This window comes from Prevotella dentalis DSM 3688 (assembly GCF_000242335.1).
GTDB classification, from domain to species: domain Bacteria; phylum Bacteroidota; class Bacteroidia; order Bacteroidales; family Bacteroidaceae; genus Prevotella; species Prevotella seregens.
This window is the reverse complement of sequence record NC_019960.1, coordinates 1,260,931-1,279,879: the sequence shown is the minus strand read 5'-3', so window position 1 is coordinate 1,279,879 and position 18,949 is coordinate 1,260,931. Positions and strand designations below refer to the sequence as shown.

Genomic DNA, 18,949 nt, shown 5'->3' with positions numbered 1-18,949 from the left:
AGAACGTATGCCAGAATTAAGAGAAGATGATATGCAAGTTGATTTATTGCAAAGTTACGGGTTATTCCTTTCTTTCATGGGGATAAATGAAGCATTTGGGAGCACGGATTCAGCAAAATACCACTTCTTTACAGATAAAGCGGTGAGTATTCCATTTTTTTCGTATTTTTGTCGGCAAACAAGATGGGCATGTTGAACATGCTTTGACAACTAAAGACCAACAGAAATATGAGACAAGCTGCCTTCCGACGTGTGATTTCAACGCTTATGTTGTTTTTTCTTGTTATCCGGGCCTTTGCTTTCCAGACATCCGCAGCCCGCAACATCTGCTTGCGCGAGGGACTTTCCAACGGTTACGTTACCGACATGGCCTTCGACAAGAATGGATTCCTATGGGTTGCCACAGAGTCGGGGCTGAATCGTATTGCGGGTAGTAAATGCACCGTGTTCAATACTGCCAACTCGAATATCAGCAACGATGAAATTGTGGGACTTTGCTATCATCCGCGCAGCAATACACTGTGGTTGTATGACAAGCAGGGCATGCTCAGTGTATTCGATGGCAACTCCCTGTTCTTTTCTCATCCCAAGGTCAACGGCACGGTCCCCCATGACATATCGGCGATAGCTTTGGCTGCTGATTCGGCAATATGGATTGCTCACGACAATGGGGACATCACGCATTACGACCCGTTGACAGGCAAGGAATACACCATCAGCCACTGTCATTTTCCATGGATACACCATGGGGTGAGGAGCATTGCCGACGACGGCAAGGGCAACCTTTACATCGGGCTGCGCATGGAAGGCTTGATTATCTATAATAAGAATACGCGCAAGGCACGTTATTTCTGCCAGCACACCAATGATCCTGCCAGCATTCCAGGCAACAATGTACGAGTCGTATTCTTCGACAGAAGCCACCATGTCTGGGTGGGTACCAATGGTGGCCTGGCCTTGTACAATCCAACTTTGGGTAAATTCAAGGTGTTCAATCAGACCGGGGAGGGGCATCTGGCTGGCAACAACATCCAGCATATTGCAGAGACTAAGGATGGCAAGCTCTTGATTTCCTCAGACATTGGCGGCATCAGCATTCTTGATGGGACGCGCTATCCCAATCCATGGGAAGAGAGTTTGCAGTTTTCTCGTCTGACGCATGAGAACAGCCCGCTGTCGTCCGACAATGTCAGGCGTGTGTCTATCGACGCTTATGGCAACCTATGGGTAGGCAACTACAGTACGGGAGTGGATTTTTTCGCCGCTTCTCCATCTCCTTTTCAGATGCTCGCTCTTTTGAATCATCCTGTAAGCAACGTCATGGGACTGTACACCGACAGTAAGGGGAACCTATGGATAGGCCAGGACAACACCATCATCCAGTGCCGTAATGGCATGGTCGTTCGACAATGGAATTTTTCTCGCTATCTTTTCAACAGTTCCGCATCGGTCTACACATTTTGTGAAGACAAAGAAGGATGTATCTGGTTTGGAACAAGCGATAACGGAGCCATGCGCCTTAATCCGTCAACTGGTGTCATTACACCCATTTCCATCACCCGCCATATGGATGTCAACGCACTCTTTGCAGACAGCAAAGGCAAGATGTGGATAGGTACGGAGAATGGCATCTATTCTGTTGATCACGGTATTGAAAAGTATGAGTTGGCTGTTAACCAAGCGATAGGGCTCAAGTCGTTGCCATTTGCCATAGAAGAAGACTTTCTGGGGAGATTATGGATAGGCACGATGACCCAAGGTTGCATGGTTGTCACACCCGATGGCAAACTCATTGCCAAACTGCGGGGCATGGCATCCAACAGTATTACCCAGATACTACAAGGAGAATCCGGGGGCATGTGGATAGCCACGTACAAGGGTTTGGTCTCTGTTCCTGATACGCGCCGGCCACAGCAGACTCTGGAGTATGGCAGACGGCAGGGACTGCGCGACAGCCATGTGTGTGCACTGGCAGAGGACTCGCAGGGCAATCTATGGTTGGGAACGCTTTCCGGCATTGCTTGCTTCAATTTGGACAAGCGCACTTTCTCCTATTACGACTTGCGCAGTGGCGTTCCTATGGGCAACTTTGCCACGGCTTCGGCAACAGTGTTGGCCAATGGCACAGTTTGTTTCGGTTCGCCCGAGGGTGTGTGCTATTTCAATCCTATGGCCCTCGCACAAGGCAGAAAAGTATCGCCAGTACGTATTATCGACTGCGAGCGTCTTAGAAGTCAGAATGACACCTCCGGGAGTCTGCTCTTCCATCCCGACGAGACCGGAAAGGTGACCATCCGCCACCATGAAAACATGTTCAAGATTGCTTTCACAGTGGTCAACTATGCAGAGGTCGCCGATGTGGAATACGCCTACCAATTGAAAGGACAGGATAACCGATGGTATGACACCTACAACGAAAATGCGGTGACATTCCGCGATCTTGCTCCCGGCAAATATGTCTTTTGTGTGCGTGCCAAACTGCGCAATCAAGGGTGGGAACAGGCACGGTACGCCGAGCTGCCGCTGGTCATCACCCCACCGCTGTGGCAGACCTGGTGGGCCAATTTGGTGTACTTCCTGATGATGGCCGCCATCTGCTATTTCTTGATACGCTCTTATTTGAGACAGCGGCACCTCCATGAGTCGCTGGCGCGTGTGCGGTGGGAGAATAGCCATCGCCAGGAACTCAACGAGGAGCGTCTGCGATTCTTTACCAACATCACCCATGAACTACGCACACCTTTGACGCTTATTCTCGGTCCGCTCGACGACCTTATCGCCGACAATCGATTGCCCCAAGTTTTTGCTAAAAAAGTGGCAACCATCCATGCCAGCGCACAACATCTGTTGGGGCTCATTAATGAATTGCTGGAGTTCCGCAAGGTGGAGACGCAAAACCGCCAGATCTCCGTGGCACGAGCTGACCTTGGGGCGTTTGTACTAAATGCAGGCCGACGTTTTCAAGACTTAAACCGCAATCCCAAGCTGCACATTGCGGTAACCGTTCCATCTTCACCCGTTATGGTATTCTTTGACTCGGAAGTCGTCACTACGGTTGTCAATAATCTCATGTCCAATGCCATTAAGTATACCCAGCAGGGTGAGGTGGAGCTGTTGCTCATAGATGAAGGAGAACGCGTGGTGCTGCAGGTTCGCGACACCGGCTACGGAATCAGTCCAGAAGCTTTGCCTCATATCTTTGACCGCTATTACCAAGCCAAAGGGTTGCACCAGGCTTCTGGAGCAGGCATAGGGCTTGCCCTCGTCAAGTCTCTGTCTGATTTGCATCATGCCCAGCTTGCAGTAGAAAGCAAGGAGGGAAAGGGCAGTTGTTTTTCGTTTGCCTTGCTGAAGGCAGAAACTTATCCTAAGGCCTTTCACAAAGATGACGAGCCTATAGTAGCGGCAGAGGAAGAAGGATTGGACGCAATGGAAGACAAGGAGCAGGATGAGCACCCTTTGGTCCTTGTTGTGGAAGACAATGACGATATTCTGCGATACATCAATGAATCACTCTGCGAGGATTACCGTACTCTGCTTGCCCACAATGGCAAGGAGGGGGCCAGATTGGCCTTTGAGCAGACACCCGACATCATCGTCAGCGACATCATGATGCCTGAGATGGACGGCATAGAGATGACACGCCTGTTGAAAGAGGACATCCGTACTTGTCACATTCCCATCATCCTGCTCACCGCCAAGACAACACAGAGTGATCAAGAGGAAGGCTACGACAGCGGTGCCGACTCTTATCTGACAAAACCTTTCTGTTCGCGGCTGTTGCAGAGCCGCATTCGCAATCTGCTCTCTTCACGTCGCCGACTGGCCGAATTCGTGCTGCAGCGCGAGGTACGCACCTCCATGCTACAGACTTCTGGAAATGATGAAGAGGTAACTGTCGATCATGAACAGACCATCTCTCCGCAGACGGAACCTATGCTGAGTCCACTCGACAAGAAATTTATGGAAAAGCTAAACCGGATTATCGATGAGAATCTGTCGACCGAAGACATCGACATGGGGTTCATGACCGACAAGATGGCCATGAGCCACTCCACTTTCTATCGCAAGGTGAAGGCGCTCACTGGTGTCAGTGCCAATGAGTACATCCGCAAAGTAAAGCTGACCCAAGCCATGGCCATGTTGCGCAGTGGCGAACACAATGCTTCGGAGACTGCCATGCTGACGGGTTTTAACAGTCTGGGTTACTTCCGACGGTGTTTCAAGAAAGAGTTTGGTATTCTGCCCTCCGAAGTACTTCAGAAGAAATGACGAATCCGTCACTTCTTGCATTTCGTTTTTGACGATAAAGTGTCTGCCGATAATAAGGATTCGTTCTAATTTTGCCACGACAAGACTTTATCGTTAAAAACGAAATGTAGTATGAATTCCATCTTCTTGTATACAGAACGATTCCTGCTTTTTCTGATCGTCTGCACATCGGCAACACGTGCTTCATGCCAGCCGTTTGTATGGTGTGACGGTCACCGTCCAGCCACAGTTTTTTTTTCATCACCGACAGACCCCGTTGTGGATGAGGCCATGAGCATGTTTTCCTGTGACATGAAAGCCGTCACCGGCATTGCGGCCGTAAGGTCAAGACAGCCTCAAGAAGCAGTGATACGCTTGGTTCAGCTTGACAAGATTCGCCGCGGCAAGACCAAGTCGTTGCAACGCATGGGGATTCCCGTTGATTCGCTCCAAAAAATGATTGATGGATTCCACATATCCGTTGCTTGCAACCATATTCTCGTAGTGGGTTCCAATGGGCGGGGGACGGCTTATGGCTTGCTGGAACTGTCTCGTCTGGCAGGTGTGAATCCCTGGACATGGTGGGGAGACATTCCTCCTGAGCGTCGTCTTCAGTTGGCAATAGACCATCGGTATACTACATTGCAAGGGGCCTCGGTGGCTTGGCGCGGCATCTTCCTCAACGATGAGGACTGGAGTTTCCGCCCGTGGAGTGCGGCTGCGTTTGGCACTTCGCAGGGCTCTACCATCAGTTTGCAATCTTACCGGCATCTTTTTCGGTTGCTCATGCGTCTGCGAGCCAATGCCTGTTGGCCAGCCATGCATCCGGGGTCAACGGCATTTTTCAAAATTCCAGGAGCCAAGGCCTTGGCCGACAGTTGCGGAATAGCCATCGGATCGTCGCATTGCGAGCCACTGCTACGCAACAATGTGGGAGAATGGGACACACGTCGGCAAGGCCCATTTAACTATATCACCAACCGCGCAGCTGTCCACGACTACTGGGAACAGCGTCTGAAAGAGGTAAAGCAGTCTGCCGGCGGCAATCTGTTGACTATCGGCATGCGTGGCATACATGACGGATCCATGGAGGGGGTCGGCACCATGAAAGAAAAGTTCCAGGCCCTGCAACAGGTTATTGACGACCAGCAACATTTGATAGCCAAATATCTGGGTGACCCAGCGCAGCAGACGCAGGTCTTCATTCCTTACAAGGAAGTACTTGACATTTACAACATGGGACTGAATGTGCCCGACCATGTTACGCTGATGTGGTGCGATGACAACTACGGATACCTCACCCGGCTTTCTGACAGTCTGGAGCAACAACGCCCTGGAGGAGCAGGCGTGTACTACCACCTCAGTTATTGGGGGCAGCCCCACGACTACCTGTGGCTCACCACTACACAGCCCGGGCTCATCTACAGCGAGATGAAGACCGCCTACGACTATCATGCACGCAAACTATGGATAGCCAACATCCACGACCCCAAGGTGGCAGGCTACGGCCTTGAACTGTTTCTTGACATGGCATGGGACATCCGCTGCGTGTCGGCGGGTACGGTAGGCGAGCATTATCATCGTTGGCTTTGCCGGCAATTCGGTCAGGAGGTAGGCAACAAGTTGTGGCCCGTCATGTGCCAGTTTTACCAACTGTGTTCCGAACGCAAACCTGAATTTATGGGTTGGAACCAAGTGGAGCGCTGGGATCTGTACAGCAATGGGCAGGAACCGGTGCACGCCACGGCTTTCTCTCCAAATGCCTTTGGCAATGAATTGGACCGCTATCTCGACCGCTACGCCTCCGTAGCGGCCAGCGTTGAGTCGATACAGCAAACGGTGTGTCTTTCGCTGGGTGATGCCTTTTTCGCCGCGATAGCCTATCCCGTTCTTGCCGCCGAGGCACAGGCGCGCAAAATGCTATGGGCGCAAAAGGCATGCTTGGCAGCCAATGACGACCGCTTTGCATCTGCCGACAGCGTTGCTTGGCGTACAAAGCTCTTCCATGCCTGTGCGGAGAGCCAACAAGCCTACAATGACATTCAGACCTTAACCCATCGCTACAATGAGCAAAACAGTAGAGGCAAGTGGCACAGCCTGATGGACATGCGCCCTCGTAAATTGCCCGTCTTCGATGCTCCGCAGCTGCCCATCCGGCTCAGCAACACACAAATCGGGCAATGGCTGGATGCGGATACTGCAATTGCGTCACATCCCGTCGACACCACGGGGGCAGTGGCACGCAATGCCAGTCAGTGGCAATACGCTTCGGCAGGGGCACGAACCGTGAGCATGCTCGGCCACAGCATGAGTGCCGTCTGGCTGCCGCAAGGTGACAGCTTGGTTTACATCTTCAGCACGCCCCAAGATTGGGATGCCGTGCTGCGAGTGGCACTGGTGCCCACACATCCCAATGACAAGGGCGACCTGCGTTTCTCGGCAAGCATTGACGGTGCCTCGCCTGTCGTATTCTCCCTGAAAGAGCCGTTCCGTTCCGAGCAATGGAAACAGAATGTTTTGAGAGGACAGGCACTTCGCACGTTGACTTTGGGCAACCTCTGGGCTGGTACACACACGCTGATCATCAAAGCATTGGACAATCATGTGATTGTGGACCAGTGGATGGTAGACAGCCAACCATCACGCCCATTCTATCTGTTCCCCACCCATTAGGCACATGCCGCGTGACAGGACATCAAACACGTCTGTCCCGAAAGCACGTGGACGAGACCATTTGCCGGATAAGTTCCCCTCTTTGACCTGTAATTGATTATTGCTGTGCCGGAATTGCGCTATCTTTGCAACAATTTATCAATCACCCTTGTATCATCTTTTCTATGACACGAATACTTAAGCCGTTCCCTCGCATCATGCTGGCCATGACATTCTGGCTAAGCGGCAGTGTCTGTTTGGCCTATAGCGACTATCCCATTCAGGGTGTACCATTCAGCGATGTCACTTTAACAGACAACTTTTGGCATTCCCGCTTGCAACAAAACCAGCAGACCACCATTCCCATTGCCTTGGACCAATGCTATTCCACTGGTCGTGTCGCCAATTTTCTGAAAGCGGCAGCCATTCTTCACGGCGATAACAGCCTGGGCTATTTCTCTACGGAATATACATTCGACGACACCGACATATACAAAATATTGGAGGGCATGTCTTATTCTTACAAGATGATGCCCAGCCCCAGCCTCAAAGCAAGGATGGACACGCTGGTGAAAATAGTTGCCGAGGCTCAGGAGCCCGACGGCTATCTGACAACAGCACGCACGGCCGGGCAGCCCGGGCGTCTGCACGCGTGGCTGGGCGCCCGCCGATGGCAGAAAGATCCAGACTTGAGCCATGAGCTCTACAACTCGGGGCATCTCTTTGAAGCCGCGGCAGCCCATCTTCAAGCCACCGGCGATACCGCACTGCTGCATGTGGCCAAGCGAAACGCCGATTTGCTCGTGGAGAAATTTCTGCGAGGAGGGCTTGCCTACGAGCCAGGGCACCAAATTGTAGAGATGGGTTTGGTGAAAATGTACCATGCCACAGGACAAGAAGACTACTTGAAGCTGGCGAAGTATTTTCTCGACATCCGCGGCATCAACGGCCCCAACAGCAAACACTACGCGTACAACCAGAGCCACATGCCGGCCAAAGACCAGACGGAGGCTGTGGGGCATGCCGTACGCGCCACCTACATGTATTCTGGCATGGCCGATGTGGCGGCCATGATGCAAGCCCTTGATTATCAGTATGCCATAAACAAGATATGGGCCAATGTGATAGGCAAGAAATACTATGTCACAGGGGGCGTCGGAGCTATCCGCAATGGTGAGGCCTTCGGGGCCGATTATGATTTGCCCAACCAGACGGCCTACAACGAGACATGTGCCGCCATTGCCAATATCTACTGGAACTGGCGAATGTTTCTCACTTATGGTGAATCGAAATACTACGATGTCATTGAGCGCTCCTTATATAATGGTGTACTCTCGGGCATTGGTCTTGGTGGCGACCATTTTTTCTATCCCAATCCTTTGGAATCCACGGGCGGCTACAGCCGATCGGCGTGGTTTGGATGCGCCTGTTGCCCGAGCAATCTGTGCCGCTTCATCCCATCTGTCCCTGGCTATGTCTATGCTTGTCAGGGCAACAGCGTGTACGTGAACCTCTTTGTGCAGGGCCATGCCAGCATCGGCTTGGCCAACGGCAACATGCAGATAGCCCAAACCACCGGGTACCCATGGGACGGCAGGGTGACTCTTACCGTCAGCCACGCGCCGGAATCCGAGGTAAAGCTGATGATTCGTGTCCCAGGATGGGCGAAAAGCCAGCCGGTGCCCAGCCGGCTCTACCACTATCTTCAGCCACAAAAGCCGAGCCTGAAACTGACGCTCAACGGCACAGCCGTAGACTACCACGAAGAAAAAGGCTACATAGCCGTCAGCCGCCAATGGCACGACGGTGACGCGTTGCAGGTCAATTTTCCCATGGAAGTGCGTCGTGTAGTGGCCAATGACAGTGTGGCGGCCGACCGGGGCATGGTGGCGCTGGAGCGTGGCCCGATTGTCTATTGTCTGGAATGGCCGGACAACGGCGGCGAGGTTCTCTCGAGTGTGGTTCCGGACGATGCCGTCATCACGGCGTGTCAGGATACCACCCGCTTTCAAGCCTTTCCACTCCACGACATGCGAATACTGAATATTCAGGGTGGCGAAGCCGTCTATCAGAAAGACGGTACGCGGGGCCTAAAGCCCAAGAATCTCGTTGCCATTCCCTATTATGCTTGGGCCAACCGTGGGGCAGGACAAATGGAGGTGTGGGCGGCACGGACGGTCGACAAGGCGGAGCCTTCCACCACGTCGGTGAGGCATACCGACACTTTAAGGGTCACTGTGGGCGAGACACCGTCGTCCACATCTGGCAATACCGGCTATCCCTCCGTGCCCGTAAAAGTGGACATAGCTGCTGTGGCGAAATCATTTGGCATTAGTGTCTCGGAGGTCAAGTCTTTGTTCGGCACGAAAATTACTTATGCCGCCATCGAGCCCAACGGAACGGTCAATACGGAGTCGACCGCAAGTGCACCCGGTCATTGGTTTACGGAAAACGGCACTGTCACTACATGGGAAAACACCGGCGATATACCGGTAATCTTCTCTGAATTCAGCCGTAAACATTTTACGTTTAACATAGGACAATACCCCGGCACATGGCATCAGGGCGACAACTACACCATACGCCAGGCCCTGACCTATCTGCCCACAGGTGCCGCTCCCCGCCGCGTGGTATTCCTGTTCACTGTCCATGCCACCGATGTGCGCGGGGTCTACAATCGTGAGCTGGCAGAGGCAAAGCGATTGCTCGCCAGCGCAGATTACAGCAACGTAAAAGGCGAAGAAGCGGCTACGCTGCGCAGCCTCGTGACAGCGAACACGTCCAACTATGCCCAAATGACTCAGCGTCTGTATGCAGCTGTATCGTCATTTGTCGATGCCAAAGTTGCATTCGACAAATTCGATCAGGCTGTTCTTCAAGCAGGGATGGCAACAGCAGACTACCCGTATGCCGCCACCGAAAAACTCCTTGCGCTGTCAAAGGCGGCTTCGACAGTCCCCACTTCCGTCAAACAGGCTCTGACAGCCGCCGATGCCATTCATGCGGCACTGAAAGCCGTGGTTCTCTCCAATGCCGACGCAGAACAAGGCGGCAATGGCAGAAACCTCATTGAGAATGCAGATTTCAGTCAAAACAATGGTACCACGGCCAAAGACTGGGATATTACTACGTTTATTGCCGGCTTTAAGCTCATCACCAACGAGGCCAGCTATGACAGTGCGTCACAACCCTATTTTGCCAACTATGGCAGTTGGGGACAGGGCAATTCGTCGTTCGATTTCAAAATGTCGCAGACTGTAAGCAATGTACCTGAGGGCAGTTATCTCGTTTCGCTGATGTATCGTGGCAAAGACCTAGACACGGCAGAACTAAAGATTGCCACAGCAGATGGAGACACTATCGTTGTATTGCCGGTCTATGGCCATGCAGGGCAGATGTTTGGCAACGGGTGGAACAGCAAATGGCTTGTCGTGCCGGTGCGGCAACAGGGCCATGTCACCCTGACGGTCACAGCCAGTGCCGGCAGGGATGAGACCTTTGTCTCACTTGGCCGTTTCCGCATGATCCGTCTTGCTGCCACCACCAACATGGCAGGACGCAAAGGAGGGCAGGAACAATCTGCCGACACGGCTGTATACAATCTTTCGGGAATGAGAATGCAAAAAGCTGACCGAAAAGGGATTTTCATCGTCCGTCATCATAAAATCTTGAAATAATGGTATTATATTTTTCATTTAAATCTTTATTTTTTCATTTAACAACAAATCGAGTATGAAACATTTTCAATTCTTTGGTGTTTTCTTAGCCCTCTTTCTCTCAACACGAACTTGGGCAGACAGCACGGTGAACTACACTTTTGTGGATGACTTGCGCTCAGACTGGTCGGCCCACTTCTTTGCGTTGGACAAGGCACGGATTGCCAGCAATCTCGGATTGACAGAAGATGAGCTCACGTCCAAATTCTCGCCTTCGGAAGGCAAGAACACGGTGGTATGCTATTCGCTTGGAAAAGACGGCAGCTCGCAGTTGCTGGTTCCTACAAGCAACGTGACGGGCAGCGCCGGGTATGGCGGTTATTTTGGATGGTGGGTCAATGCCGAAGGCAAGTCCTTTAACTCCACACAGCGCTACTACTATGTTTTTGACCATCAGAGCTTCAAGGTTGGCATTGGGCAGAACGGCAGTAGTGTGTCGTATGGCAACATCAAGTATGGCAGTACACTGGCATTCACCTTATACGTAAAGTATACGCCAGAAAACGGAGAGGCCAAGACGGAGACGATCAACGTCAACTATAAGGTATTGGGAACTGATGCAGGTGCCTATACCTTTTATGATTCGCCCCTGCACAACGGTTATGCTGTAACCTATACAGACATAGAGCATGGCAAGATTGCTTCGGCACTGGGGCTTTCGGCTGATGAGTTCGCCTCTGCATACAAGGCCGACAACAGCGGAAGCGTGAAGCTCTGTGCCTACAAAGCCGACGGGACACTGGCAGAGACCACAAATGCCGGTGGCAACAAAGGGGACAAAGGCTATTGGCTGGGCGCAGACGGCTGCCAATGCTCTTGGAAGAAAGGCGTTTCCTATATCTACTTCACTTATGATGCCCCGGGCAAGATTGGCGTAGGGCAGATGTCTACTGCCGACCAAGGCAATGTGAAGTTGGGTGACAGCCTCACCTTTTATGTTGTCTTCAAGAATGAGGGAAAGCGGGCCGTAGTCACATTCAACTACGTTGTCAATACGCTGGACGAGGCTTGGAGTTTCACACCGGTCGATGGCAACTTTGACAATATTCACCTGAAACGCTCTTTCGTCAAGGGCTGGAACACTTTGTCGCTCCCATTCGATCTGGACAAAGAACAATTGCAAACCGTCTTTGGTTCCGACGCAAAAACAGCAGAATTCTCCAACACGGACGGCAACAACGTGAACTTCTCTACGGCAACCGGCGGCTTGAAGGCCAATGTGCCTGTTCTGCTATGGCTGGACAATGCAGGAGATGACTACACCTTCAACAATGTTGTCATGGAGACTTCTTCCACCTTGCAGGCCGATGGCAACACATGGCTGCTCAAGGGCAACTACAATGCCGAGAGCAACCTTGCTGAAAACGACTATATCCTGTCCGGCAATCAGTGGTGGAAGAACAGCAGCACAAGTAACTACAAGGTAAAGGGCTTCAGAGCTTTCATCAGCTATGCAGGGGCGTCCAGTGCTGCCAAGCAGATGAATTTGACCATCGACAATCATTCTTTGACAACCTCTATTGATGATATTAGCGTCAAGCAGAACTCAAGAAGTGAAATGTTCAATCTTGGAGGCGTGAGAGTGAACGGCCAGTACAGGGGCGTAGTACTCCAAAACGGCAAGAAGTACATTCGAAAATAACAGTTTTAACCTTTAATTCACAAAGCAGTATGAGACCATATATCAAACCGTCCATCAAAATTAAGAATCTTGAGTGTGAAAGCCTTATGGCAAGTTCCGTCAACGTAACAGGTGAGACCAGCGTAGGAACCGTTGAAAGCCAACGTCCCTCTGACGGTGCATTCGGCCAAGCTAAGTCCACCAATCTTTGGGAGTCAAGCTGGTCTGAAAATGATGACGAAGAATAGAAGTCTAATTTTTAGGCTATAGCACAAGGGGGAGAAACGCTGCGTTTCTCCCTCCTTATAGTTATGGCCTCACGTTAATAGACGGGAAAGTGCTCATTCTATGAAGAATTAATACCCATGCGTTGGCTTTTTATCGTTTAATTTTGCAAGAGGGAAAACCTTTAAATAAAAACCAAATATGAAAATCAAAAGTTTACTCTTGTTGGGCTTGCTTGCTACAGGCTTTCCTTTGTCAACAAGGGCTGACGGCACACAGAACGTAACGTTTCTTGCCAAGCTCAGTGGCAACGGTGACTGGACTCCCGCTTACTTTCCGCTGGACAGGGCCCAAATTGCCCAAGACCTGAACATACCCGTGGATTCTTTGTTGGCTTGGGGCGGTTCCAAGGTGATAGTGTATTCCGTTAAGGCAGATGGAAGTGTTGTGCCACCCAACGCCAAATATGCCAGTGCCGACGGCAACGACGGCGACTGGCACGATGCCAAAGGACATTCGCTTGGGGGATGGACGGGTGCATCCTCTTTCTATCATGTGGTCAACTACAAGGATTTCACAGTTGGCATAGGACAGAATCCCAATGCCGGCCTCGCCTACGGCGATGCCTTTAGGTTCAGGCTACTTATCAGATATACGCCCATGACAGGAAATGTCGCTACCGAAACAGTGAATGTCAGCTACAAGATTTACCAGGAAGTGGCCGACGAAAAGGTGGACTCGGTGCTAAACTCTGCACTGCTGCTTTGCAAGTCCGACACAGCAACCAAGAGTAGGCAAGTGTATTATAACAAACAGGAAATGGAGACAGCCTTTGCAGCAGCTGCTGCCGGCGAAGACATTACACAAAAACGCAAAGCCATAGCCATGCTTCAGCAGGCTCATGAAAACTTCTGGATCATCACCGATGCCTACGAGGGCATGATGAAAGCCGTGGGTGCGCTCCGTCAAGAGGTGGAGCAGTCTGACTTTATCTTGAAAGAATCCATCAACGAGCTTTACAATCAGGCTCGCAAATACTATCAGCAGAACGAGGACCATACGGCGTGGATGACTGAACAGCTGACAGTGGTGAGGGAAATGTCGAACGCCCTCGCCCTTCGCTTCAAGGTGGGATGCGCTGTACGCATTGCGCGTGTGCAGCTCGCAGAAACCAATTACACGGGCAAGGAGGCTTTGCTGCAAGCTGTCAAGGAGACAGAAAATGCACTGACGACAGCCAACAATTCTGCAGCATTCCAAAAGCTCATAGACAACCTCAATGCCGCTCAAGCCGCCTATCTCGCCAATCGTACAGAGCAATGGGTGACCATCAAGAATGGCAATGCCTGGGTCGCAACAAACACGGGCAGATCCGTGCAGGCTCATGGGCCGGGCTTCCTGCGTGAGGGTGATGTCTGGTATATGTGTGGTGAAGACCGCACGGCAGCCCCTTCGGCTCCTTGGACACCTGATGTGAACCTTTATTCGTCCACCGATTTGGTCAATTGGAAATTTGAGCGGAAAATCATAGAGAATGGAGTCACCGCCCCCGAACTCGGGCATGGCCGTTTTATTGAGCGGCCAAAACTGCTCTACAACGCCAAAACCGGCAAGTACCTTGTCTGGTGCCATTATGAACAAGGCAATTATGGTGCTTCCGAGGCCGCTTGTTTTGAGTGCGACTCCGTCAATGGTGCTTATAAGAAGATATGGAGCGGACGCCCGGCAAATACCAAGTCGCGCGACTGCAATGTGTTCCAGGACAGTGACGGCACGGCCTATTTCATCTCTACCACGGACGAAAACTCCAACCTCGGGCTTTTCCGCTTGAGCGATGATTATCATTCGGCTGTGGAGAAAACGGTGCTATTTGCCCGCCAGGGGCGCGAGGCTCCAGCCATCGTGCGTGTGGGTGATCGCTACTTTATGTTCAATTCTGCATGTTCCGGTTGGGAGCCCAATCAGTGCAAAATGTCTTATTCTACCAGTCTGGAGTCGGGCTGGACTGGCCTTGTCAACGTGGGCAACTACTATGCTTACGACACGCAGGCGGCTGCAATTTTGACTATCAAAGGCACAAAGAAGACCACCTACCTCTATGTTGGAGACCGCTGGCAAGATCCAGGACTTTCCGACACCAAGACCATTATCTTCCCTGTGTCGTTCAATGGAGGCACGGCCAATCTCGACTTCCGCGAGCGTTTCGACATCAATTTTGTAACTGGTGAATGGCGTGAGACTCCTACCGAGGGCATGTTTGTAGATCGCTCCAATTGGAAAGTGAAGGCAAAGTCCAGCGAACACGCCTCTTATCCTGCCACTAATGCCATTGATGGCAACATGAACTCTTTCTGGCGTTCTGCATCGGAATACGACAGCAATACATCGGTCAACCAGTCCATTACCATCGACATGGGACGGTCTTATCAGATTAAAGGCTTGGTTATCATGCCACGCTTGGATTATAGTGCCGGACTAATCCGTTCATGTATGATACAAACCAGCAAAAACGGTGTTACCTGGTCGACCGTCTACAAGAACACATGGCTGCCCTATGGTGCCGAAGTGAACTTTGCTCCTCAAAATTGCCGCTATTTCCGCATTACGAAGTACAATGGAGGAACCGCTTCCATCGCAGAAATCAATGCCGTACTTGCAGATGAGACCACAGGCATAGAGCATGTGATGCCCAACAAGGGCTGCAAAACGATCATGGCCACGAAATATTACACGCCCGATGGCCGGCAGGTGACCACACCGGGAAAGGGACTGTTTCTGGAGAGAGTTGTCTATACCGACGGAACCTCGAAGACCGTCAAGCGAATCTTTTAATAGGGGACAAAGTTCCACTCATCTTATTTCATGAGGTCGTTTGCCATGAAATGAAAAGTAGAGGGATAAAAACAAACAGACCGAAAAGTGCCCCTTTGTGACCGATTAGAATCTGGCTTTTTGCTCGTGAGAGATTAATTTTGCGACATAAAAGCCAGATAATCATTATTAATAACATCATTAACCCAAACAAAGTATGAAACTCAGATTTCTACACACAGGTTTTGTCTGCCTCGTGGCGTTGTTGTACTCTATGTTCGCCAGGGCAGCCAGTACATTGACGCTGACATGGGAAGACACACCATTGCATGGAAGCTACTCATGCACGTACTACACATTGGACACTGCACCCATTGCAGCTGCTTTGGGACTGAGTGCAGAAGATTTCGTAGGCTATAGCCAGTCGGGCGACATCAAGGTAGGAACTTATACTTCCAGCGGAACAGTATCTACGGCAACAGATGCCGGTGCGGACGGTTTTTCTGGTTATTGGCTCAATGCCAATGGCGTTCAGAGCGGGTGGTCCAGCGGCTATATCTATTTTGTTTACGATCCGGCTGGCCGCATTGGCATCGGGCAGATGCCTATCTCGGTAAGTGACAGGACACATTGCGAACCTGGAAACAGTGTTACTTTTCACGCCATTTATCAATACAATGGCCAAGAGGCAGATGTAGAGCTTACCTATAAGACCACCTACAAGGTCTCTTACGACAACTATAAAAAGGAGGCGCAGGCTGCACTCACAAGCAGCATCTATGCCAGTGTGAGTGGTTCGCCGCGCACCAATCTTCAAAACACAGTCGCCGCGGCCGTCACAGAGACGGAAGACGGCTGGCTGGCTGCCGCCAACGCAATCAAGACTGCATTGGAAACTTTCACGGGCAGCGTGACAGGAGCTGGTGAGTACACGCTTCAGGACGGGCCGGCACATCAAAACTTCGACTGCACCTATCTGACCATCGACAATGATGCAATCGCCAAAGTTCTCGGAATCACCGCCGAAGAGTTGAAGGCAAACTACAACAATAACGCCTCTGGCAGCACGATAACAATGGGCACCTATGATACATCTGGCAACCTATTCGTTGCAACCAACGATGCTGGTGCCAACAACGGCAGCTATATTGGCTATTGGCTCAACAAGCAGGGCCAGCGTTGTGGCTGGGGCAGCAAGGCCTGCATCTATTTTGTCTATGACCCTGCGGGACGTATTGGCATCGGGCAGATGCCAACCACCCAGTCTACGGGCGACAAGGTGGCTGCCGGCGACAAGGTTCCTTTTACCGTCGTATTCAAGTACGGCGACAAGAAAGCCACCGTGCAGGTATCTTACGAACTGACCTTTGGCAAATGGTTGCAGACTCTTGTGGAGAGCACCCCTGACTACAGCGATCCTACAAGCTACACTTATGTCACCACATCCATGCTGAACGATTACAAGGCGATGAGGGCAACTGCTGCATCCAAGTACGATGCCGTGAATTCAGAAAATGAAGTCCTTGATATTTATAATCCGCTGAAAGCCAGTGCCGACAGCCTGGCTGCCAATATTGAATTGTGGCTGGTTTATAAGAAAGCCGTCGACAGAGCACAGAAAGAAGTGATAGACGATGCCGACTACGTCATCTGGAGCGATGCTGCCGACGACTTGGAGGAGTATCTCTCCGAGGCTCAGAGCAACCTGAACAAGGCAGAACTTGCCAACGACGGTTTACGCTCGGAATTTGCAAAATTGACCAACCTCTTTAAGGAGGCTCTGAAAGCCGGAGTGAAGCCTGGTGCCAATATCACAGACAAGTATCTGGTTAATGCTGACTTTGAAACAACAAGTGGCAGTGGCAGAGGATGGATCGTGGATGGCAGCAATGTCAACTGGGGTGGAAACAGCAGCAATCATTGCATCGAGGCTTCCAACAGCAGCAGCTTTGATGTCTACCAGCAACTGAACGATATGCCGGTGGGTCTGTACACGGTCAAAGTGAACGGCTACTATCGTTATGGCAATGGTTCTTCGTCGCTGACCTACTTTGAGGATGGCACTGCTGCCAGCCACAAGAACGATGTAAAGGTGTATGTCAACGGCAACACAGCCACTTTCATGAATGTCTATGATGAGAAAGTGCCTGTGGGTACCGACTATACCGAGGGCAACGCCATCAAGGATGCTGCACAGACCTATTGGTATCCTAACAACATGTCCGATGCTGCCACAGCTTTCAAGAAAGGCCGCTACGAGGCTGTCACCTTTGGTGTGGTGAGCAGTCCCGACGATGTGCTCCGCATCGGTGTCAAAGGTTCTACGAATCAGGGAGGCTCCTGGTCTGCTTGGGACAACTTCAATGTCATCTACGAGGGTACTGTTGCTTCTGCCGTACAGCCCGTGCTGCAGGCCAAAATTGCCGACATGAAAGAGCTGATGGCAAGTGAAACGGTCTTTGGTACTGAGGCCATGGAAAAAGCAAAGGCAGATCTTGCCACTGCCGCAGAGGCTGTAGCCGGTTCTGACGGTGAGGCAAAGTTCAAGGCTCTTTGTAGTCTGATTGATGACCAGACCATGCTGAGCAACTCGGCTTCCACAATCGATTCACTTAAAACTTTGAATGAGAATCTGGAACACAACATCACACAGTTCAAGAATACTGCCGCTGCTGATGCCGTGACCAATGCCACTACCATTTATAATGAAGTGAATGCCCATTTGACAGCAAAGGACCTCAACACGGTCGAGGCCCGCGCATATATGTTGAAGATAGCTGAAGCTATAACCAAACTGCGCATGCCCGCCGATCCTTCGGAGACCGACTACACTTCTGTCATCATCAACCCGGGCTATGACAACGACGGTGAAGGCACCAACAGTTTCAATGGATGGACAGAACGAGGCTATAAGCATAGTTTTGGCAACAGTGACTATCAGAAGAATGCACTTCTGGTGGAATATCACAAAGCATTCGATGTCAGCCAGACCATCTACGGGCTGCCGGCCGGGAAATACAAGGTTACGGTAAGTTGCTTCTCCCGTTACGGTTCGCTTTCCAACGACTACAAGGTGTACTCCAGCAATCCCGACACCCTGAACAACGCATACCTGTATGCCGTAAATGGAAAGAACGACAGCACGAAAGTTTCTGTTGCATTCATCAGCTCAGGTGCCTATGAGAATGCGGGCATCTCGGGTCAGACAAGCATCGATGGCAAGAATGTGCCCAACGATATGGTGAGTGCCGGCCAGTGGTTTAACAACGGTTACTACTGCAACGAGGTTCTCGTAGATGTTACGGATGGCAAGTTGACTATTGGCATATGCAAGTTTGAGAACACTGGCGACGACTGGGCCATCCTCGACAACTGGACGCTGACCTATGTAGGCAATTCCACTGGCATACACGGTGTTGTCAATGCGGCCGACGAGAATGTGGTTTCTACAGAAATCTACGATCTCAGCGGCATGCGCCGAAACAGTCTTGCCAGAGGTGTGAACATCATGAAGATGAAGAGTGCCGACGGAAGAACCATAGTGAAGAAAAAGATCGTGAAGTAAGTCTTCCACGCTTTATGCACAAGAATAGCCCCATCCACCCAGAAAGAGGATGGATGGGGCTAAAATCCAAATCATTCTCCCTCCAGAATAAATATCCAAAAAGACCAA

Annotated in this window: 8 protein-coding genes; all 8 read left to right on the top strand. The window is 51.2% G+C overall.

What is annotated here, in order from left to right; translation table 11 throughout:
• Positions 1 to 7: 7 nt before the first annotated feature.
• The 8 genes from PREDE_RS13840 to PREDE_RS05110 all read left to right on the top strand — a co-directional run bounded on the left by PREDE_RS13840 (position 8) and on the right by PREDE_RS05110 (position 18,841).
• Positions 8 to 196: a hypothetical protein gene (locus tag PREDE_RS13840; protein WP_154648441.1), complete on the top strand. Its 189-nt coding sequence runs from the start codon at positions 8 to 10 to the stop codon at positions 194 to 196.
• Positions 197 to 228: 32 nt separating this feature from the next.
• Complete coding sequence (locus PREDE_RS05135) at positions 229 to 4,272, top strand: hybrid sensor histidine kinase/response regulator transcription factor (protein WP_015298513.1); 4,044 nt, start codon at positions 229 to 231, stop codon at positions 4,270 to 4,272.
• A gap of 111 nt (positions 4,273 to 4,383) precedes the next feature.
• Complete coding sequence (locus PREDE_RS05130) at positions 4,384 to 6,924, top strand: glycosyl hydrolase 115 family protein (RefSeq protein WP_005844756.1); 2,541 nt, start codon at positions 4,384 to 4,386, stop codon at positions 6,922 to 6,924.
• A gap of 164 nt (positions 6,925 to 7,088) precedes the next feature.
• Complete coding sequence (locus tag PREDE_RS05125) at positions 7,089 to 10,580, top strand: beta-L-arabinofuranosidase domain-containing protein (RefSeq protein WP_005844755.1); 3,492 nt, start codon at positions 7,089 to 7,091, stop codon at positions 10,578 to 10,580.
• A gap of 55 nt (positions 10,581 to 10,635) precedes the next feature.
• Positions 10,636 to 12,261: a DUF4859 domain-containing protein gene (locus PREDE_RS05120; protein ID WP_005844753.1), complete on the top strand. Its 1,626-nt coding sequence runs from the start codon at positions 10,636 to 10,638 to the stop codon at positions 12,259 to 12,261.
• Between the two features lie 29 nt (positions 12,262 to 12,290).
• Positions 12,291 to 12,488, top strand: a complete 198-nt coding sequence (locus tag PREDE_RS13835) for a hypothetical protein (protein WP_015298512.1) — start codon at positions 12,291 to 12,293, stop codon at positions 12,486 to 12,488.
• Positions 12,489 to 12,666: 178 nt separating this feature from the next.
• Positions 12,667 to 15,297: a DUF4859 domain-containing protein gene (locus tag PREDE_RS05115; RefSeq protein ID WP_005844748.1), complete on the top strand. Its 2,631-nt coding sequence runs from the start codon at positions 12,667 to 12,669 to the stop codon at positions 15,295 to 15,297.
• Positions 15,298 to 15,493: 196 nt separating this feature from the next.
• The gene (locus tag PREDE_RS05110) at positions 15,494 to 18,841 is read left to right on the top strand and encodes a DUF4859 domain-containing protein (protein ID WP_005844747.1); all 3,348 of its coding nucleotides are present in this window, start codon (positions 15,494 to 15,496) and stop codon (positions 18,839 to 18,841) included.
• The last annotated feature ends 108 nt before the right edge of the window (positions 18,842 to 18,949 follow it).